We start from the raw sequence: 19,327 nt of genomic DNA, 5'->3' as shown, positions 1-19,327 counted from the left end.
CTCAGCAGGCCTCTGGGCGGGGTGGGCGGGGGCCGCCCAGTTCCACGGCCGTGCAGCGCCAGCGGAGGTCTTGGCCGAGTTCCAGGCGGAAGGCCATGGCGCGCAGCCGGTCGCCGGTGCCGATGCGGGCGAAGGCCTCGATGGCGCCGGCGCGGGGCTCGTACCAGCCGATGTCCCGGACGACGGGGCGGGCGCCGCGGGTGCGCAGGGGGCCGCGTTCGGCGAGCCAGGCCAGTTCGTCGTAGGCGCGGCCCCGGGTGTGGCGAAGCATCGAGTGGACTGGGCGGTGGCCGCTGAGGACGGCGAGCAGGAGGTCGGCGAAGAGATCGGTGGGGAGGAGCGGCTGGGGGAGCGGGTGGTGCGGGATCGGTCGGCGGGGGCTCTGGGCCGGCACGCGGGGCGTGGTGTCCGTGGGGGTGCCGGGTGTCGGGCGGGGTGCTGTGCGGGTGCCGGGCGTCGGCCGGGGTGCGGTGCGGGTGCGGGAGGGAGTCGGGGGGCGGGTGTCCGCGGGGCGGGTGCGGGCGGTCTTGGCGCGGCCGGGGGCCGGGGGACGGTCCCCGGCGGCCGTGGCGCGGGCAGGGCCTCCGCCGGGGGTGCGCGGCGGGGCTGCGCCGCCGGGGGTGCGGGAGGTGGTGCGCGAGGTGGTGGGCCCGGGGGTGCGCGGGGTGGTGCCCCTGGGAGTGCGTGAGGTGGTGTGGCTGGGAGTGGGTGGGGCGGTGTTGCCGGAGGTGCGGGGCGCGGTGCTGGCGGGGGTGCGCGAGGCGGGGTGGCCGGGGGTGCGCGGGGTGGTGCCCCTGAGTGCGCGCGGGTCGGTGTCGTTGGCGGCGCGCGGGTCAGTGGCGCTGGGGGTGTGTGGCGTGGTGCCGTCAGGGGTGCGGGAGGTGGGGCCGTCGGGGCGGTGGGGAGCGCGGTGGGTTGGGGGGTGGTTCGTCGGGCGGTGTTGTGCCCTGGTCATGACCTTGTTCATGGGGGTCCCCGTTTTCGTGAGCCGATGAATACCGGTGAGTAACTTCGGTTGGTGATCTTGTACGGGGCGAGCCGAGGTGGGAGCAAGGGAGTGGGCCTCGGGCCGCGGGTGCCGGAATGTTCACCTATCTGGGTGATCCGGGGGCTGTGGTGCCCGTCGATGCCAGGGTGTGCCGGGTGAATTCCGGGCCCGGTGTGGACGTCTGCGGCGTCGCGGGCCGGCACTCGAAAGGGGACCCCCGCACGTATCCTGGAGGCCCTCCGGGGCCTTCTGAGCCCTCCGGCCATGAACCCACCACGAAAGCGGCCAGCCATGCGTGTGTACGTGCCCCTGACCCTCCCCGGCCTCGCCGAGGCGTACAAGACGGGTGAGCTGGGAGCCGGGCCGTTCGTGGCGTACGCCGTGACGCCCGCGCTGCGGGAGTGGTACGTCTCCGACGACATCGAGGAACTGGAGTACGCGGCACTGAACCGGGCCGCGCTGGCATCCCTGCGGCTGCTGGCGATCGAGCCGGGGGTGCCGCGGCGCCGGGTCGTGGTGGCCGTGGACGTGCCCGACCGGGCCGCGAGTGCCGATCCCGACCGGGGGCTCGATCAGGCGGCGCTCGGGGAGGTACGGGTTTCGGGTGCCGTGGCGCTGGCCAGGGCGGCGGCCGTGCATGTCGACGCGGATGACGCCGAGGCCGATGTGACGGCGGCTGCCGCGGCACTGGGGGCGGCGGACGCCGGGGACGACGACGCGCAGTTCGTCGTGGACGGAGCCGAGGACCACGAGCTGCTGTGGTTCGCCACGCAGGAGATCCCGAACCTGGTGGGGCAGGCGGACTGAGCGGCCCGGGCGCACGGGGGCGCGTTGAGGCGCCGTTCTCTTGATTGTCAGTGGGGGCGGGTACGTTTTCGGGCATGGGGATGAAGACGGGCGCGCACATTGTCTGGGACTGGAACGGGACGCTGTTCCATGACATCGACGCGATCATCGGGGCGACGAACGCGGCCTTCGCCGAGCTGGGGCTGGAGCCGCTGACGCTGGAGAAGTACCGGGAGCTGTACTGCGTACCGGTGCCGAAGTTCTACGAGCGGCTGATGGGGCGGCTGCCGACCGAGGCCGAGTGGGAGCTCATGGATGAGGTCTTCCACCGGTACTACACCGAGCACCGCGTGGCGTGCGGGCTGACGGTGGGGGCCGTGGAGCTGCTGTCGGGGTGGCGGTCGGCGGGGCGCAGCCAGTCGATTCTGAGCATGTACGTGCACGAGGAGCTCGTGCCGTTGGTGCGGGGGTTCGGGATCGAGCCGCACTTCATACGGGTGGACGGGCGGACCGGGCCGTCGGGGGGCAGCAAGGCCGAGCACATGGTGCGGCATCTCGCGTCGTTGACGGGGGTGGAGGCGGGGCGGACCGTGGTGATCGGGGATGCCGCGGATGACGCGGTGGCCGCGCTGCATGTGGGGGCTCGGGCTGTGCTGTATACCGGCGGGTCGCACAGTCGGGTGAGTCTTGAGGCGGTGGGTGTGCCGGTGGTGGACACGCTGGAGGAAGCGGTCGCTGAGGCGGAGCGGCTGGCGGCGTAGCCCAAGGTGCTCGGCGTTGGTGCAGGGGTGGGGTGGGTCCGCAGCCCGGCGTAGTGGGGTGCCTCCCCCACTCTCGGCTTCGCTCGAGCGGGGGGGGACCCCCACCGCCCACCCGTGCCGCCCTTAGCGGCACGCATGCCCGCAGCTAAATGTGCAGAACGTCAAACTTCCGGGTCTGGTTTTGTACACATACGGCTCATGACGGGGGCCCTGTAAGGAGCGATAGCCTTGGTGGCGTGATCAGCGCGATAGTTCGCGGGGACGTCGTCGTCCCTGCCCTGCGCCCGGAGAGCACGGACCACATCCGTGACCGGGCGGCGGTCGCTGGTCTTCGCGGGCGGTACGGGGCATCGATGACTCCCGGGACGCCGAGCACCACCGGGACCGAGGCGTCGCAGAGAGCAGCGTCACACCCGTGGGGCAGCTCAAAAATGGCTCAGACACCCCCGCTCCTCTCGTCTGGCGGCATAGCGTCGGAACAGACCGGATACCCCGTGTCACGGCGTGACGTCGTCAGCGCAGAGACCGTACTTCCTTCTACGTCACGCAACGGCGCGCGACAGGAGCCAGAGGACAATGCAGACCAAGCTGGACGAAGCAAAGGCCGAGTTGCTCGAGAGGGCCGCCCGGGTAGCTGAGAACAGCCCGGTCGGGGGGCACCTACCGACCGGGTCGACGGGCGAGGAGACCCCAGACGCCCAGGAGGCCCCGGACCGCGAGTCCCTGATCTCGTTCCTCCAGCGTTACTACCTGCACACGGCCCCGGAGGACCTTGCCGACCGCGATCCGGTCGATGTCTTCGGAGCCGCCGTATCCCACTACCGGCTGGCCGAGAACCGCCCCCAGGGCACGGCCAACGTGCGGGTTCACACGCCCACCGTGGAAGAGAACGGGTGGACGTGCAGCCACTCCGTCGTCGAGGTCGTCACCGACGACATGCCCTTCCTCGTCGACTCCGTCACCAATGAGCTGACGCGGCAGGGGCGCGGGATCCACGTCGTCATCCACCCGCAGTTCGTGGTGCGGCGCGATGTGACCGGCAAGCTCATCGAGGTGCTGCCCACGCCCGCGACCGGCGCCGGCGACCTCCCGCACGACGCGCACGTCGAGTCCTGGATCCACGTGGAGACCGACCGCGAGACGGACCGGGCCGATCTGAAGCAGATCGCCGCCGACCTGCTGCGCGTGCTGTCCGACGCCCGTGAGGCCGTCGAGGACTGGGGCAAGATGCGGGAGGCGGCGACCCGGCTGGCGGAGGGGCTGCCGGACGAGCCCATCCCCGGTGACCTGCCCGGACCCCAGGTCGAGGAGGCCCGCGAGCTGCTGCGCTGGCTGGCCGACGACCACTTCACGTTCCTCGGCTACCGCGAGTACCAGCTGCGCGACGACGACTCCCTGGCCGCCGTCCCCGGCACCGGGCTCGGCATACTGCGCGCGGACCCGCACCACGCCGCCGAGGAGAGCCACCCGGTCAGCCCGTCGTTCGAGCGGCTGCCCGCCGACGCCCGGGCCAAGGCGCGCGAGCACAAGCTGCTCGTCCTGACCAAGGCGAACAGCCGGGCGACCGTGCACCGGCCGTCGTACCTGGACTACATCGGGGTGAAGAAGTTCGACGCCGACGGCAACGTCGTCGGCGAGCGGCGTTTCCTCGGGCTGTTCTCCTCCGCCGCCTACACCGAGTCCGTGCGCCGGGTCCCCGTCATCCGGCGCAAGGTCGAGGATGTGCTGGAGCGCGCCGGGTTCTCGCCCAACAGCCACGACGGGCGCGATCTGCTGCAGATCCTGGAGACGTACCCGCGCGACGAGCTCTTCCAGACCCCGGTCGACGAGCTGCGGTCCATCGTCACCTCCGTCCTCTACCTCCAGGAGCGCAGGCGGCTGAGGCTCTACCTGCGCCAGGACGAGTACGGGCGCTACTACTCCGCCCTCGTCTACCTCCCGCGCGACCGCTACACCACGGCCGTGCGCCTCAGGATCATCGAGATCCTCAAGGAGGAACTGGGCGGCATCAGCGTCGACTTCACCGCCTGGAACACCGAGTCGATCCTCTCCCGGCTGCACTTCGTCGTCCGGGTCCCGCAGGGCACCGAGCTGCCGGAGCTGTCCGACTCAGACAAGGACCGCATCGAGGCCCGGCTGGTGGAGGCGGCCCGCTCCTGGGAGGACGCCTTCGCCGAGGCGCTCAACGCCGAGCTCGGCGAAGAGCGCGCGGCCGAACTGATGCGCCGCTACGCGCACGCCTTCCCCGAGGGCTACAAGGCCGACCACAATCCGCGCGCCGCGGTCGCCGACCTCGTCCACCTCGAAGCGCTGAACGCCGAGGAAGGCAAGGACTTCGCGCTCAGCCTGTACGAGCCGGTGGGCGCCGCCCCCGAGGAACGCCGCTTCAAGATCTACCGCACGGGCGACGCCATCTCCCTCTCGGCCGTGCTGCCGGTCCTCAACCGGCTCGGCGTCGAGGTCGTCGACGAGCGGCCGTACGACCTGCGCTGCCCGGACCGCAGCGTGGCCTGGATCTACGACTTCGGCATGCGCGTGCCGCGCTCGCAGAACGGCAGCGGGGACTATTTCGGCGACGACGCCCGCGAGCGCTTCCAGGACGCCTTCGCCGCGACGTGGACCGGCAAGGCGGAGAACGACGGCTTCAACTCCCTCGTGCTGAGCGCCGGGCTCACCTGGCGCCAGGCGATGGTGCTGCGGGCGTACGCGAAGTACCTGCGCCAGGCGGCTTCGACGTTCAGCCAGGACTACATGGAGGACACCCTCCGCAACAACGTCCACACCACCCGGCTGCTCGTCTCCCTGTTCGAGGCGCGGATGTCGCCGGACCGGCAGCGCGCGGGACACGAGATCGTGGACGCGCTGCTGGAGGAGGTCGACGCGGCCCTCGACCAGGTCGCCAGTCTGGACGAGGACCGGATCCTGCGGTCCTTCCTCACCGTCATCAAGGCGACCCTGCGCACCAACTTCTTCCAGGAGGCGGCGGGCGGCAAGCCGCACGACTACGTCTCCATGAAGTTCGACCCGCAGGCCATCCCCGACCTCCCGGCGCCGCGTCCGGCGTTCGAGATCTGGGTGTACTCGCCGCGCGTCGAGGGCGTGCACCTCAGGTTCGGCAAGGTCGCGCGCGGTGGTCTGCGCTGGTCCGACCGGCGTGAGGACTTCCGCACCGAGATCCTCGGCCTGGTCAAGGCGCAGATGGTGAAGAACACCGTCATCGTGCCGGTCGGCGCCAAGGGCGGCTTCGTCGCCAAGCAGCTGCCCGACCCGAGCGTGGACCGGGACGCGTGGCTGGCCGAGGGCGTGGCGTCGTACAAGACGTTCATCTCGGCGCTGCTCGACATCACCGACAACATGGTGGCCGGCGAGGTCGTGCCCCCGGCGGACGTCGTCCGGCACGACGAGGACGACACCTACCTCGTCGTCGCCGCCGACAAGGGCACGGCGACCTTCTCCGACATCGCCAACGGGGTCGCCGAGAACTACAACTTCTGGCTCGGCGACGCCTTCGCCTCCGGCGGCTCCGCCGGCTACGACCACAAGGGCATGGGCATCACCGCCCGCGGCGCCTGGGAGTCCGTCAAGCGGCACTTCCGGGAGCTGGGCGTGGACACCCAGACCGAGGACTTCACGGTCGTCGGCATCGGCGACATGTCCGGTGACGTGTTCGGCAACGGCATGCTGCTCTCCGAGCACATCCGGCTGGTGGCCGCCTTCGACCACCGGCACATCTTCATCGACCCGAACCCGGACGCCGCCACCTCCTACGCCGAGCGTCGTCGCCTGTTCGAGCTGCCCCGCTCCAGCTGGGAGGACTACAACAAGGAGCTGCTGTCGGCCGGCGGCGGAGTCTTTCCGCGTACGGCCAAGGCCATCCCGGTCAACGCGCACATCCGCGAGGCCCTCGGCATCGAGGGCAAGGTCACCAAGCTGACCCCGGCCGACCTGATGAAGGCGATCTTCCAGGCCCCGGTGGACCTGCTGTGGAACGGCGGCATCGGCACGTACGTCAAGTCCTCGGCCGAGTCGAACGCGGACGTCGGCGACAAGGCCAACGACGCCATCCGCGTCGACGGCAAGGACCTGCGCGTCAAGGTCGTCGGCGAGGGCGGCAACCTGGGCCTGACCCAGCTCGGCCGGATCGAGTTCGCGCTGCACGGCGGCCGGATCAACACCGACGCCATCGACAACAGCGCGGGCGTGGACACCTCCGACCACGAGGTGAACATCAAGATCCTGCTCAACGGCCTCGTCGCGGACGGTGACATGACCGTCAAGCAGCGCAACAAGCTGCTCGCCGAGATGACCGACGAGGTCGGCCGCCTGGTGCTGCGCAACAACTACGCGCAGAACACGGCGATCGCCAACGCCCTCGCCCAGTCCGGCTCCATGCTCCACGCCCAGCAGCGCTTCATGAAGCACCTGGTCAGGGAGGGCCACCTCGACCGGGCGCTGGAGTTCCTGCCCGCCGACCGGCAGATCCGTGAGCGGCTCGCCCAGGGGCAGGGCCTGACCGGCCCGGAGACGGCCGTGCTCATGGCGTACACGAAGATCACGGTCGCCGAGGAGCTGCTGCACACCTCGCTGCCGGACGACCCGTACCTGAGCACCCTGCTGCACGCGTACTTCCCGACCGAGCTGCGCGAGCAGTTCCCCGAGCACCTCGTCAGCCATCCGCTGCGCCGTGAGATCACCACGACCGTCCTGGTCAACGACACGGTCAACACGGGCGGTACGACGTATCTGCACCGGCTGCGGGAGGAGACCGGGGCGTCGCTGGAGGAGATCGTGCGGGCGCAGACCGCGGCCCGGGCGATCTTCCGCCAGTCCCCGGTGTGGGACGGGGTCGAGGCGCTCGACAACAAGGTCGAGGCCGACGTCCAGACCCGCATCCGGCTGCACTCGCGCCGCCTGGTGGAGCGCGGCACGCGCTGGCTGCTCAACAACCGGCCGCAGCCGCTGGACCTCGCCGAGACGGTCGACTTCTTCGCCGACCGGGTCGAGCAGGTCTGGGGGCAGCTGCCGAACCTGCTGCGCGGCGCCGACCTGGAGTGGTACCAGAAGATCTTCGACGAGCTGACGGGCGTCGGGGTCCCGGACGAACTCGCCACCCGCGTGGCAGGCTTCTCCTCCGTCTTCCCGACGGTCGACATCGTCTCGGTCGCGGACCGCATGGACCGGGAGCCGCTGGATGTCGCCGAGGTCTACTACGACCTCGCCGACCGGCTGCGCATCACCCAGCTGATGGACCGCATCTCCGAGCTGCCCCGTGCCGACCGCTGGCAGTCCATGGCCCGCGCGGCGATCCGCGAGGACCTGTACGCGGCGCACGCTGCGCTGACCGCCGATGTCCTGGCGGTGGGCAACGACAGCTCGACGCCCGAGCAGCGCTACAAGGCGTGGGAGCAGAAGAACGCGGCGATCCTCGGCCGCGCCCGCACCACACTGGAGGAGATCCAGAGCTCCGACGCGTTCGACCTCGCGAACCTGTCGGTGGCGATGCGCACGATGAGGACGCTGCTGCGGACGCACTCGTAGGGGGTACGGCCTCTTGGGCGCCCCGGGCCGGTTTCGGTCCGGGGCGCCTTCGCATGCCTCAGGTTCCTCGCGGGTCTCTGGGCGGTTCGAGTGGAGGAGTGACCGTTTCCGGCTGAGGCTTGTGCCGTGAGACCCGCCCTCGCCGCGCGGGCCGCCGCCGTGGTGGTCGCCGCGGCCGTCGTCGTGCTGCTGCTCCTCGTGATCGTCCGGCTGCCCTGGGCCGGGGATCTCGGTGTGCACGCGGCGACCGTCCAGCGGCTGCGGCACAACCTCCTCGACCCCGGCAATCCGCTCGTCGACGCGGACACGCCGAGTCCGTACTACTCACCCTGGACGGTGGTGCTCGGCTGCGTCGCGCGGGTGAGCGATCTGTCGGTCTTCTGGGTGCTGCGGGTGGGGGCGCTGGTCGGTCTGGGCCTGCTGGTGACGGGGGTGTGGCGGTATGTGCGGTCGCTGAGCGGCCGTGGTGCGGCGCCCGCGGTGGCCTTGCTGAGCCTGCTGTTCCTGTGGGGGACGGCGCTCTTCAACTGGAGCGGCTTCTACGGGCTCAACTCGCTCGCGCTGACGGTGTCGTACCCGAGCGTCTTCACACTGGGGCTGGCGTTTCACCTCTGGGCCTGGCTGGGGCGGGCGGTGCGGGAGGACGGGGGGTGGGGGGTGTGGCTCGGGCTGGGGGTGCTGTGGGCGGTGATCCTGTTGTGCCACCAGTTCTCGGGGGTGGTGGCCTCGCTGGGGGCGGTCGCGACGGTGGTCGCCGCGCGGCCGGGGCGGGCGGTGTGGGGGCGGCTGGGGTGCGGGGTGGTGCTGGGGCTCGTGGTGCTGCTGGTGTGGCCGTACTACGACTTCTTCGCGCTGGTCGGGGGGTGGGGCGGGCTGGAGTCGGTGCATCGGCCGCTGTACGAGGACCAGTTCGGGCGGTACTGGCTGGTGCTGCTCGGGGTGGTGGCGCTGGGGGTGCGGTGGTGGCGGGACCGGTGGGATCCGCTGGTGCTGTTCTTCGTGCTGGGGGTTGTCGTGGTGGCGGTGGGTGGGGTGAGCGGGCAGTACGCGTGGGGGCGGGCGTTGCCGGCGGTGTTGATTCCGGCGCAGGTGGCGATCGCGGTGGAGGTGGGGGAGGCCGGGCGGCGTGCGGTGCGGGTGGGGTGGGGGTGTGTGCTGGGGGTGGCGCTGGTTGTGGGGGCGTGGACGCAGGTGGGGACGGTGGGGTACGTGGTGAGGCCGGGGGATCTGCCGGGGGCAGTGTCGGGGGTCGTTGCGGAGAAGTACCGGGAGCCGTGGGCGGGGTATCAGTGGATGACGCGGTGGGTGAGGTACGGGGATGTGGTGATGGCGCGGTTGGGGCGGCCTTCTGCGCAGATTCCGGCGTATGGGGCGTACACCGTGGCGCCTGGGTATCCCGACTTCTTCCTGCCGGATGAGGAGCGGCGGGAGGAGGCGGTGCGGAGGTATTTCGGGGTGGGGGTGTCTGAGGGGGAGCGGCGGGTGATTCTGCGGGAGTACGGGGTGCGGTGGGTGATGGGTTCGGGGGCGGATGGGTGGGGGACGGCGTTGAGGGAGGTGGGGCGGGGGCCTGGGGGGCAGGTGTTGTACGCGGTGGTGCGGTGAGCTTGGGTGGGGTTGAGGGAGTTGTTCTCATCCGCGTTGGGGCGCCAGGGGCGTCGGTGCTGGGGGCGGGGGGTTTCGCAGCCCGGCGGGGCGGGGTGCCGCTGCGCCCACCCGTGCCGCCTCAAGCGGCACGCATGCCCGCAGCTAAGGCGGCACGGATGCCCGCAGCCGGGGCGGCACCCGTGGGCGCATGGGCGCAGGTGGGCTTGGATCAGCGCAGGGCGCTGGCAACCAAGCGGGCCGCTCGCCTCACTCTGGGGCGGGCCAGGCGGCGGACTGTTGGGCGGATCAGTTTGGCGGTGGCTCCTGTGGGTTCCCAGCGGGCCTGCAGGCGGCCGGGGGCGTGGCCTTCGGGTTCGAGGGTGAGCTGGTGGTGGGGGACCTGGGTCGTGAAGGCCGGGAAGGTGAGGGGGGCCAGGAGGAGGCCGGTGTGGGAGACGCCCTGGTGTCGCAGGCGGAGCAAGGGGTGGCGGACTCCGGAGAAGCCGTAGAAGGGGAGCAGCGCCGCTCCGAGGTCGAGGTGGGCGTGGCCTTCGAAGACACCGGGGCTGACGGGGGAGAGGCGGAAGTGGATGTGCAGGCGGTGGCCGCCGGGGGCGATGAGGAGGGTGGCGCGCTGGGGGCCGACCGGGAGGCGCAGGGCCGGGTCGTACGTGCGGATCGCGAGATCGACGGAGGCGCCCGGGCCCCGGGTGATCTCCGTGATCTCGTGGCGGAACTGCGCGCTCGGGAAGGGGCGGGTCTCCAGATCCAGGTCTGAGATGTCCAGTTCGCGGCGGGACTGCTCCGAGGCCGGGATCCGGTCGCCCCAGTACGTGCGGCCCTCCCCGTCCGTCGTGATCTGCCTCGGCCCCACTCCGTGGCCGAGGCCCCGTGCCGCCAGCCGGGCCTCCGGCAGGCGGCGGTCGCGGATCAGCTGGAGGACGACGCGTTCGGCGCGCGGGAGACGGGCGAACGCGCCGGGGGCGAGCGTGTCGAGGTACGGGGTGACCAGGTCCGCGAAGGACGACAGCCACGCGTCGTCCCGGTAGGGCAGGTCACCGGCGTACATCCGGAAGTCGTGCTTGAGGAACTTGTGGTCCTTGTCCTCGCGCAGCGACTCGTGTCCGCTCTCGGCCAGGAACCCGTCGATGAGGTGCTGGACGTGAATACGGTCGCGGACGTTCTCCAGCTTGTGCCGCTGGTTCGATATCGACGCGGCCTCGGAGGCGGCGTAGGGCGCCACGTACCAGCGGTACACCGGCTCCGGGACGATCGTGAAGCGCTTGGCCAGGCAGTACGCCTGCGCCGAGAACAGCTGGTCCTCGTAGTGGATGTCCTCGGGGAAGCGCAGTCCGTGCCGGTCGAGGAAGGCGCGGGCGTACATCTTGCTCGTCGACAGGTGCTCGAAGAACAGGCGCGGGTCGGTCTCGACGCCGTCGAGGGTGCGGCGCTCGGCGACCAGGTGCGGCATCCAGGTCGAGCGGCGGCCGTTGTCCACCCGGACCCGCTGCACCGCCCCCATCGCGAAGTCGATCTCGCGTTCGCGGTGCGCGGCGAGCAGCAGTTCGACGGCGTTGTCGGGGAGTTCGTCGTCGCTGTCGAGGAACATCAGATACGGCGCGCGGGCGAGGTCCAGGGCGCGGTTGCGCGGGACGCCGCAGCCGCCGCTGTTCCGCTCCAGGCGGAGGTGCCGGACGCGGGGGTCCTGGACCGCGAGGCGCCGTGCCACCTCCGCGCTGCCGTCCGTGGAGTGGTCGTCGCTGATGATGATCTCGATGTTCGCGTGGGTCTGCCGGCGGACCGAGTCGACCGCGCGCGTGAGGCGTTCGGCGTCGTTGTAGACGATGACCGTCACGGTGACGTCGGGGGTGCTCATGCGGTTGCCTCCTGCGGGGTCGGGGCCGGCGTGCGGTCCTCGAGCGGCAGCACCGGCGGCAGGGAGCGTTCGTCCTGGCCGAGGAAGACCCGGCGTACGACCCGCTCGGCCGCGCGTCCGTCGTCGTACTCGCAGAACCGGCGCCGGAAGGCGGCCCGGGTCTTCGCCGAGCCCTCGTCGCGCCAGGCCTCGGTGGTGAGGATCTCCGTCAGTTCCCGCTGGTTGCGGGCGACCGGGCCCGGCGCCTGGTCCATCAGGTCGAAGTAGACGCCGCGGGTGGTGCGGTACGTCTCCCAGTCGTCGGCGTGGATCACGATCGGCCGGTCGAGGTTGGCGTAGTCGAACATGATCGAGGAGTAGTCCGTGACCAGGGCGTCCGCCGCCAGGCACAGATCCTCGACCGGGTCGTAGGAGGAGACGTCGATGATCCGGCCCGTGCGCCGCAGGTTGGTGAGCGGGGAGGCCGCGCCGCCGTAGAAGTAGTGGCCGCGCACGAGCAGGACGGTGTCCTCGCCGAGGCGGTCGGCGAGGGCGGCGAGGTCCAGGCGCGGTGTCCAGCCGGCCTCGTAGTCGCGGTGGGTCGGCGCGTAGAGGACGGCCCGGCGGCCCGGGTCGATGCCGAGGCGGTCGCGGACGGCGCGGATGTCGTCGGCCGTGGCCGTGTAGTAGACGTCGTTGCGCGGATAGCCGTGGTCGAGGGAGACATAGTGCGAGGGGTACGCGCGCTCCCACATACGGGTGGTGTGGCTGTTGGCGGAGACGCTGTAGTCCCACTTGTCGATGCGCTCCAGCAGCGCCTTGAAGTCCAGGCCCTGTGCGGCGGCCGGGTACGCCATCTGGTCCAGGCCCATGCGCTTCAGCGGCGTGCCGTGGTGGGTCTGGACGTGGACCGCGTCCGGGCGTTTGACCACCGCGCCCGGGAAGTTGACGTTGTTGACGAGGTACTTGGCCGTCGCCAGCACCTCCCAGTAGCGGCGGCTGCCGGGCACGACATGGTCGGTGCCGGGCGGGAGGAGGGCCTCGTTCTCCTGGGTGACCACCCACACCGGGTGGATCTGCGGGGCGAGTTCGGAGAGCTCGGCGGCGATCGCGGCGGGGTTGCAGGCGACGCCGCGGTTCCAGTACGCGGCGAACACGGCGAGATGGGGGTTGACCGGGCGGGTGAGTGCCCGGCGGTACTGGTGGTCGCGGAGCTTGGCTCCGGCCTGGCGCTTCCGGGTCCGTACGGCCGACTTGGCGGTGCGGCGGGTGCGGTTGACGGCCTGGAAGGCCCGGTACCTGGCGTAGGCGCCCTCTTCGAGCAGGGAGCGGCGGACGCCTTCGAGACCGGCGGGGCGGCTGTAGCCCTCGGGGCGGCGGCGCAGGGCGGCCAGGGACGCCCGGCGGAAGAACTCCCGGGCGACCTCCTCCTCCATGCCGCCACGCGCGAAGACCCGAAGGCACTCGCGGACCATCACGTCGTAGAGGACGGCGTGGGCGGCGGGGCGGCCCCGGGTGAGGTCGAGGAGGGACTCGTAGCGCTCGACGAGGCCGTAGCGCTGCTCGGGGGTGACCGGTGGCAGGCTCGCGGGGCGCAGGACGCGGTCCTCGTAGGCGACGTGCGGCAGGCAGGCCACGCGGTCGGCTAGCAGCAGGGCGGCCAGGGCGGCGTGCGGCTCGTCGTCGGTGGTGAGCTGCTGCTCGTGCGCCCTCCAGAAGTCCGCGCGCAGGACGCGGGTGCCGAGCAGCGGGGTGAGGCGCAGCAGGGGCGCGCAGGCGTCGAGGGCGACGTCGGCGCGGCCCGCCCGGGCCAGCAGGGCGCCGTTCGGGGAGGGCATGCCGGAGGTGTGCCAGGTGCTGCGGACGTGGTCGAGGAGCAGGACGTCCACCTCGGCGGGCAGTTCGGCCACCCGCTCGGCGACCGTGCGCGGGGCGCCGGCGGGCAGGCCGTCCTTGGCGTGGACGAAGTGCAGCCAGCGGCCCGAGGCCCGGGCCGCGCCCGCCGCGCGGGCCGCCGCGTCGCCCATGCCGTCCGGCACCGGCAGCACCTGGACGTCCGGCGTGTGCCGCTCGGCGGTCTCCTGGGCCCAGTCGCCGACCGCGGCCACGATCACCTCGGCGTCGGGGAGGGGATGCGCGGCGAGGGAGTCGAGGAGTTCCGTCAGATGGTCCTGAACGTTCGCCCCGTGGACGATGAGGCTGAGCTCGGCCATCGCGAGGGCTCCTTCACGCCGGTACACCGTATGCGGTCATCGTGTCATCAATAAGACAAAACGGCCGACCGGGGTACGCCTCACGAGCGAACAGGAACCTTCGGCTCCGGCTTCGGCTTTGGCTTGGGCTTGGGCTTCGCGGACTTGTCCCCGGTGAACGCCTCGTACTCCTTGAGGACGTCCTCCGTCGGCCCGTCCATGAGCAGTTCGCCGCGCTCCAGCCACAGCACCCGGTCGCAGGTGTCGCGGATCGACTTGTTGTTGTGGCTGACCAGGAACACCGTGCCCGCGTGCTTGCGCAGCTCGCGGATGCGCTGCTCGGAGCGCTTCTGGAAGGAGCGGTCGCCGGTGGCCAGCGCCTCGTCGATCAGCAGCACGTCGTGGTCCTTGGCGGCGGCGATGGAGAACCGCAGCCGCGCCGCCATACCGGAGGAGTACGTCCGCATCGGCAGCGTGATGAAGTCGCCCTTCTCGTTGATGCCGGAGAAGTCGACGATCTCCTCGTAGCGGTCCCGGATCTGCTCGCGGGACATGCCCATGGCCAGGCCGCCGAGGTGCACGTTGCGCTCGCCGGTCAGGTCGTTCATCAGGGCCGCGTTGACGCCGAGCAGGGAGGGCTGGCCGTGGGTGTAGATGCGGCCGTTCTCCACGGGGAGGAGCCCGGCGACGGCCTTCAGCAGCGTCGACTTGCCGGAGCCGTTGGTGCCGATCAGGCCGATCGCCTCGCCCTTGTACGCGACGAAGGACACGTTCCGCACGGCGTGCACCCGGCGCACGCCGGCCGCCTTCTCCGTCTTCTTGCGGCGCACGATGCGGTTGAGGGCCGCCGTCGCGGAGCCGCGTCCGGCGCCGGTGCCGTTGACGCGGTAGACGATGTCGACGCCGTCGGCGACGACGGTGGGGATCTTCTCGCTCGGGTGCTCAGCCACGGCCGTACGTCTCCTCAGCCTTCCAGAAGTAGATGAAGCCGCCGACGCCGGCGACCAGGGCCCATCCGACGGCGAGCGCCCACACATGGGCCGGGAGCTGGCTCGCGTGGAAGCTGTCGATCAGGGCGAAGCGCATCAGGTCGATGTAGATCGCGGCCGGGTTGGTCTCCAGCAGGATCGTCACGGCGCGCGGCAGGCTGTCCTTGTCGGCCAGCTTGTCGATGCTCCACATGACACCCGAGACGTACATCCAGGTACGCAGCACGAACGGCATCAGCTGGGCGATGTCCGGGGTCTTGGCGCCCATCCGGGCCATGACCATGGAGACACCGGCGTTGAACGTGAACTGCAGGAACAGCGCGGGCAGCGCCAGCAGCCAGGACACGCCGACCGGCACCCCGAAGCAGAGCAGGATGACGACCAGGGCGCCCATCGAGAACAGCAGCTGCTGGAGCTGCTGGAGGCAGAACGACAGGGGCAGGGCGGCGCGCGGGAAGTGCAGGGCGCGGACCAGGCCCAGGTTGCCGGAGATGGCGCGGGTGCCCGCCATGATCGAGCTCTGCGTGAACGTCCAGATGAACACGCCCGTGACCAGGAACGGGATGTAGTCCGGCACGCCGTGCTTGGTGCCGAGCAGGACGCCGAAGATGAAGTAGTAGACCGCCGCGTTCAGCAGCGGGGTCATCACCTGCCAGACCTGGCCCAGCTTCGCCTGGCTGTACTGGGCGGTGAGCTTGGCGGTGGCGAACGCGGTGATGAAGTGACGGCGGGCCCACAGCTGCCGGACGTACGCGGGCAGCGAGGGCCGGGCGCCGCTGACCGCGAGGCCGTGACGGGCGGCGAGGGTCGCGAGGTCGTCGGCGGCGGGGGTCGGGGCCGGGGTGGGGGGCTGGGGCGGTGTGTCGAGGACCTGGCTCACATCCGCTGCTTTCGTTCGGGGGAGGGGGTGTGGGGTGTGGGACCTGGGTCGTGAGGAGCGGAAAGTGGGTGTTCACCAGACTCTTCACGAATTCTTACGTCGGGACGGGACCGTATCGTCGCAACGTGAGCGTAGGCCTTTCGAGCGTCGGAACGCAACCGTTTCGTCGTGACGCCCCTATGCTGTCGGCATGACGACGAACGCGAACGCCGACGAGCCGCCGCCGCAGCAGCCGCAGTCGCAGTCGCAGCCGCGTCCGCGCCGCCGGGCCCCCGCGGGCGCGGCCGTGCTGCGGGAGGACGTGACGGACGCGATCCGGGCGGCCGTCTTCGAGGAGCTCGCGGCCGTCGGCTACGCGCGGATGTCCATCGAGGGGATCGCCCGCCGGGCGGGCGTCGGGAAGACGGCGGTGTACCGCCGCTGGCGCTCGAAGCTGCACCTCGTGCTCGACATCGTCTCGGCGCTCGCCGTGCAGGGCCTGCCCGTGCCGGACACCGGCTCCCTGGAGGGGGATCTGCGGCTGCTGTACGAGGTGACGTCCCGCGCCCTGCGCCACCCCGTCGCCTCGCAGATCATCCCCGACCTCCAGGCCGAGGCGGCCCGCAACGCCGAGATCGCCGAGGCCCTCCAGAAGGCCCTGCGCGAGGGCCAGGACGGCGTCGCGACCGGCATCGTCACGGCGGCGGAACGTCGCGGCGAGCTCCGCCAGGGCCTCGACCACGACCTGGCCCTCGACCTGATCTCGGGCCCGCTGTACTGGCGCTCGGTGGTGATCCGCAGCCCGAAGCTCCCGCAGGGCTACCTGGGATCACTGGCCCGGGCCACGGCGGGGGCGTTGCGGGCGCTGTAGGGCTGGGGCCGGCTCAGGGGCGTCGGGCTGTCGGGGATCTGCCGGGGGTGTGGGCAGGCGGCCGCACGCCGGGCTTGATCGGCGCCGGTGTCGGCCGACGGCCCGGCAGCGCTGACGGGCGGGGGCGTTGCGGGCGCTATGAGGGGGCTCGCCGGTAGGAGAGGGGGTTCAGCCCCGCCTCGCCTCCGGGTGCAGCCGTACCCACCCCTCCCACGCCGACGCGATCATGTCCTGGACGTCGTGCCGGGCCTTCCAGCCCAGCTCCGTCGCGGCGCGGTCGGCCGAGGCGACGACGCGGGCCGGGTCGCCGGGGCGGCGGGGGCGGACCGTGGGCGGGCGGTCGTAGCCGGTGATCGCGTTGATGCGGTCGATCATCTCGCGGACGGAGACGCCCTCGCCCCGGCCGATGTTGAGCGTGAGGTTACGGCCGGGGGCGGCGCGCAGCGCCCGGGCCGCCGCCACATGGGCCTCGGCCAGGTCGACGACGTGGATGTAGTCGCGTACGCAGGTGCCGTCGGGGGTCGCGTAGTCGTCGCCGAAGACGCGTGGCGGTGCGCCCTCCGTGAGCTTCTCGAAGACCATGGGCACGAGGTTGAAGACACCGGTGTCCGCGAGCTCCGGGCTCGCCGCGCCCGCCACGTTGAAGTAGCGCAGGGACGCCGTCGACAGGCCGCTCGCCCGGCCCGCGGCGCGGACCAGCCACTCACCTGCCAGCTTCGTCTCGCCGTAGGGCGACATCGGCACGCAGGGCGTCTCCTCCGTGACCAGGTCCACGTCCGGCATGCCGTACACCGCCGCCGAGGAGGAGAACACGAAGGACGGCACCTTCGCGGCGGTCACCGCGTCCAGCAGGATCCGCAGGCCCTCGACGTTCTCCCGGTAGTAGCGCAGCGGCTGCTCGACCGACTCTCCCACCTGCTTCTTCGCCGCGAGATGGACGACGCCGGTGACCGAGTGGTCCGCGAGGGCGCGCGCGAGCCGCTCGTCGTCCAGCGTCGAGCCCACCACCAGCGGCACCCCCTCGGGCACGCGCCCGGCGATGCCGGTGGACAGGTCGTCGTAGACCACCGCCTCTTCGCCCGCCGCCGTCATCGCCCGTACGACGTGCGCGCCGATGTAGCCGGCGCCGCCGGTGATCAACCAGGTCATGTGCGACCGTCCCCTCGTCAGCTGTCCCGTCGTGTACTCAGTCAAGCAGGCGCCTTCTCAGTCAAGCAGGCGCCTGCTCGGTGAAGCAGGCGGCATCTCAGTGAAGCAGTCGGCGCACTCGCGCGCGTGCGACGGACAGCACACCGCGCACGCCGGGCGCCACCCGCAGTGCCAGCGCGCCGGAGTAGGTGGCGTACGGCTGTACGAGCACCACGCCGTACCGGGCGCTCGGAACGGCGCTGCGGCGCAGCAGGCCGGCGCCCGCGAGCGCGTGCGCCGAGACCTCGCGGCTCACGCCGTCACGGAAGCGGAGGTGAAGGCGCAGGTCCCAGGTGCCCGCACCGAGGGCGGCCAGTGCGGGGAGGTCGAGGCCGGCCTCGGCCGACCAGCCGTCGGCGGAGGCCGCGAACCGAGTCGTGGCGCGGACCTTGACGTCCCCGTCGTCCCGGTGCCGCCACTCCACCTCCACCGTCTTCGGGCCCGCCCGTGCCACCCGGCCGTACAGCTCGTGCAGACGCAGCCGCAGCCGGGCGTCACGCGCGCGTGGCCGCAGCTCCGCGTCCACGGCGAGCGGCAGCGCCCGCACCGGCCGGGTCAGCAGGGGCTCCAGGGAGACCTGCGGGAGGTCCTCCGACCAGACGGGCGTGCCGTCGGCGGCTCGGGCGTACGGCGGACAGAGGCGGGCCGGACGGGCCGCCAGTTCCCGCAGCCGGGGCAGGTCACGCGGCTCCGGGGACGCCAGGACGACCCGCCCGGCCAGCCGGCCCGGAGCGGCCGGGTCGAGCGCCCAGTCGTCGGCGTCGTACTCCGTGAGATGCGCCCGCGTCAGCTCCCACCACGCGCGCTGGTAGGCGGCGTCGCGCAACCCCAGCTCGCGCACGTACATCCGCAGCTCGTGGTCGAGGAACCTGGCGCGCGCGGCCCGCGCGAGTTCCTTCTGCCCGGCGCCCAGCAGGGTCTCGTACGCCTGTCGGCAGGCCTCCGTCCGGGCCCGCCAGTTGCCGACCCCCCTCCGGTCCAGGGAGATCGACAGCCGCTCGGCGGACCAGCGCACATGCCAGACGTACACCAGGTCCGGGACCAGGGCGATACGCGGGTCCGCGGCCAGCACACGCGCGCTGAAGACGATGTCCTCGTACGGGAAGCGGCCCTCGGGGAAGCGAATGCCGTGCTCGCGCAGGAAGTCGGTGCGGTAGAGCTTGTTGACGCAGAGCGGGTCCTGGACCAGGTGCGGTCGCAGCGCGGGGCGCGGCACCACGGCGTGGAGCGCGTAGAGGCGCGCCTGCCAGGGCACTTCACGCCCCGACGGCAGCTCCCGGCGTACGCACAGACCGCCCGCGACCTCCGCGTGCGCACCCGTCGCGGCCCCGAGCAGCGCGTCGACCGCGCCGGGCGGCAGGACGTCGTCGCTGTCCAGGAACATCACGTACGGCGACGTCACCGCGTCGAGCCCGGTGTTGCGCGGGGTGCCGCAGCCGCCGCTGTTGACCCGGCGGCGGATCACCCTCAGGCGGGGCTCCGACGCGGCGAGCCGGTCGAGGAGGCCGGCGCTGCCGTCCGTCGAGCAGTCGTCGACGGCCACGACCTCGCGCACGGCCGGGCCCTGCGCGAGCGCCGAGCGCACGGCGTCCGTCACATGGGCGGCGTCGTCATAGCCGATGACCACGACGGCGACCTGGGGGCGAGGCCTGTCGGCATCCACAGCGGCATTCATTACAACGGATCGTAAGTCGGGAGAATGCCGCAGAAGGC

11 protein-coding genes and 1 pseudogene are annotated in these 19,327 nt (G+C 71.8%); 5 read left to right on the top strand and 7 right to left on the bottom strand.

Features of this window, described 5'->3' with window-relative positions; all coding sequences use genetic code 11:
- Position 1: 1 nt before the first annotated feature.
- Positions 2-688: pseudogene (locus ACFZBT_RS29460) on the bottom strand (Rv3235 family protein); the annotation flags it as partial.
- A 591-nt stretch (positions 689-1,279) separates the two neighbouring features.
- Here ACFZBT_RS29460 and ACFZBT_RS29455 point away from each other — a divergent pair.
- The 4 genes from ACFZBT_RS29455 (at position 1,280) to ACFZBT_RS29440 (ending at position 9,678) form a co-directional block, all read left to right on the top strand.
- Positions 1,280-1,795, top strand: a complete 516-nt coding sequence (locus tag ACFZBT_RS29455; protein WP_391109670.1) for a DUF6912 family protein — start codon at positions 1,280-1,282, stop codon at positions 1,793-1,795.
- Between the two features lie 74 nt (positions 1,796-1,869).
- The gene (locus ACFZBT_RS29450) at positions 1,870-2,535 is read left to right on the top strand and encodes an HAD family hydrolase (RefSeq protein ID WP_391109667.1); all 666 of its coding nucleotides are present in this window, start codon (positions 1,870-1,872) and stop codon (positions 2,533-2,535) included.
- Between the two features lie 576 nt (positions 2,536-3,111).
- Positions 3,112-8,073 carry an NAD-glutamate dehydrogenase domain-containing protein gene (locus ACFZBT_RS29445; RefSeq protein ID WP_391109665.1) on the top strand — a complete coding sequence of 1,654 codons (4,962 nt, stop codon included), beginning with the start codon at positions 3,112-3,114 and terminating at the stop codon, positions 8,071-8,073.
- Positions 8,074-8,199: 126 nt separating this feature from the next.
- Complete coding sequence (locus ACFZBT_RS29440; protein WP_391109662.1) at positions 8,200-9,678, top strand: hypothetical protein; 1,479 nt, start codon at positions 8,200-8,202, stop codon at positions 9,676-9,678.
- 211 nt (positions 9,679-9,889) lie between these two features.
- Here ACFZBT_RS29440 and ACFZBT_RS29435 read toward each other — a convergent pair whose 3' ends face one another.
- From ACFZBT_RS29435 to ACFZBT_RS29420, 4 genes are all read right to left on the bottom strand, one after another.
- Positions 9,890-11,536 carry a glycosyltransferase gene (locus tag ACFZBT_RS29435; RefSeq protein ID WP_391109659.1) on the bottom strand — a complete coding sequence of 549 codons (1,647 nt, stop codon included), beginning with the start codon at positions 11,534-11,536 and terminating at the stop codon, positions 9,890-9,892.
- On the bottom strand, positions 11,533-13,728 hold the full coding sequence (locus tag ACFZBT_RS29430; protein ID WP_391109656.1) for a CDP-glycerol glycerophosphotransferase family protein: 2,196 nt from the start codon (positions 13,726-13,728) through the stop codon (positions 11,533-11,535). The genes ACFZBT_RS29435 and ACFZBT_RS29430 overlap by 4 nt, the downstream gene beginning before the upstream one ends.
- Positions 13,729-13,808: 80 nt before the next feature.
- Entirely contained in the window at positions 13,809-14,657 is an 849-nt protein-coding gene (locus ACFZBT_RS29425; protein WP_391109653.1) for an ATP-binding cassette domain-containing protein, read from the bottom strand.
- Complete coding sequence (locus tag ACFZBT_RS29420) at positions 14,650-15,576, bottom strand: ABC transporter permease (RefSeq protein WP_391109650.1); 927 nt, start codon at positions 15,574-15,576, stop codon at positions 14,650-14,652. The genes ACFZBT_RS29425 and ACFZBT_RS29420 overlap by 8 nt, the downstream gene beginning before the upstream one ends.
- A 190-nt stretch (positions 15,577-15,766) precedes the next feature.
- Here ACFZBT_RS29420 and ACFZBT_RS29415 point away from each other — a divergent pair, with 190 nt between their 5' ends.
- Positions 15,767-16,426: a TetR/AcrR family transcriptional regulator C-terminal ligand-binding domain-containing protein gene (locus ACFZBT_RS29415; RefSeq protein WP_391109647.1), complete on the top strand. Its 660-nt coding sequence runs from the start codon at positions 15,767-15,769 to the stop codon at positions 16,424-16,426.
- Positions 16,427-16,594: 168 nt separating this feature from the next.
- Here ACFZBT_RS29415 and galE read toward each other — a convergent pair whose 3' ends face one another.
- Together galE and ACFZBT_RS29405 are read right to left on the bottom strand one after the other, a co-directional pair.
- A complete protein-coding gene (gene galE / locus ACFZBT_RS29410) occupies positions 16,595-17,575 on the bottom strand; it encodes a UDP-glucose 4-epimerase GalE (RefSeq protein WP_391109644.1) in 981 nt (326 codons plus the stop codon).
- A gap of 97 nt (positions 17,576-17,672) precedes the next feature.
- Positions 17,673-19,289, bottom strand: a complete 1,617-nt coding sequence (locus ACFZBT_RS29405) for a glycosyltransferase (protein ID WP_391109641.1) — start codon at positions 19,287-19,289, stop codon at positions 17,673-17,675.
- Between the last annotated feature and the right edge of the window lie 38 nt (positions 19,290-19,327).

Origin of the sequence: Streptomyces sp. NPDC008137 (genome assembly GCF_042957035.1) — a bacterium.
In the GTDB taxonomy this organism is placed as follows: Bacteria; Actinomycetota; Actinomycetes; order Streptomycetales; family Streptomycetaceae; genus Streptomyces.
Note: the sequence above shows the minus strand (reverse complement) of the source record. Positions and strands in the feature narration are given on the sequence as shown.

Bases quoted from the DNA above. Each gene is read 5' to 3' on its own strand.
- ACFZBT_RS29455 (WP_391109670.1), top strand. From the start codon at position 1,280: ATGCGTGTGTACGTGCCCCTGACCCTCCCCGGCCTCGCCGAGGCGTAC.
- ACFZBT_RS29450 (WP_391109667.1), top strand. From the start codon at position 1,870: ATGGGGATGAAGACGGGCGCGCACATTGTCTGGGACTGGAACGGGACG.
- ACFZBT_RS29445 (WP_391109665.1), top strand. From the start codon at position 3,112: ATGCAGACCAAGCTGGACGAAGCAAAGGCCGAGTTGCTCGAGAGGGCC.
- ACFZBT_RS29435 (WP_391109659.1), bottom strand. From the start codon at position 11,536: ATGAGCACCCCCGACGTCACCGTGACGGTCATCGTCTACAACGACGCC.
- ACFZBT_RS29430 (WP_391109656.1), bottom strand. From the start codon at position 13,728: ATGGCCGAGCTCAGCCTCATCGTCCACGGGGCGAACGTTCAGGACCAT.
- ACFZBT_RS29415 (WP_391109647.1), top strand. From the start codon at position 15,767: ATGACGACGAACGCGAACGCCGACGAGCCGCCGCCGCAGCAGCCGCAG.
- galE (WP_391109644.1), bottom strand. From the start codon at position 17,575: ATGACCTGGTTGATCACCGGCGGCGCCGGCTACATCGGCGCGCACGTC.
- ACFZBT_RS29405 (WP_391109641.1), bottom strand. From the start codon at position 19,289: ATGAATGCCGCTGTGGATGCCGACAGGCCTCGCCCCCAGGTCGCCGTC.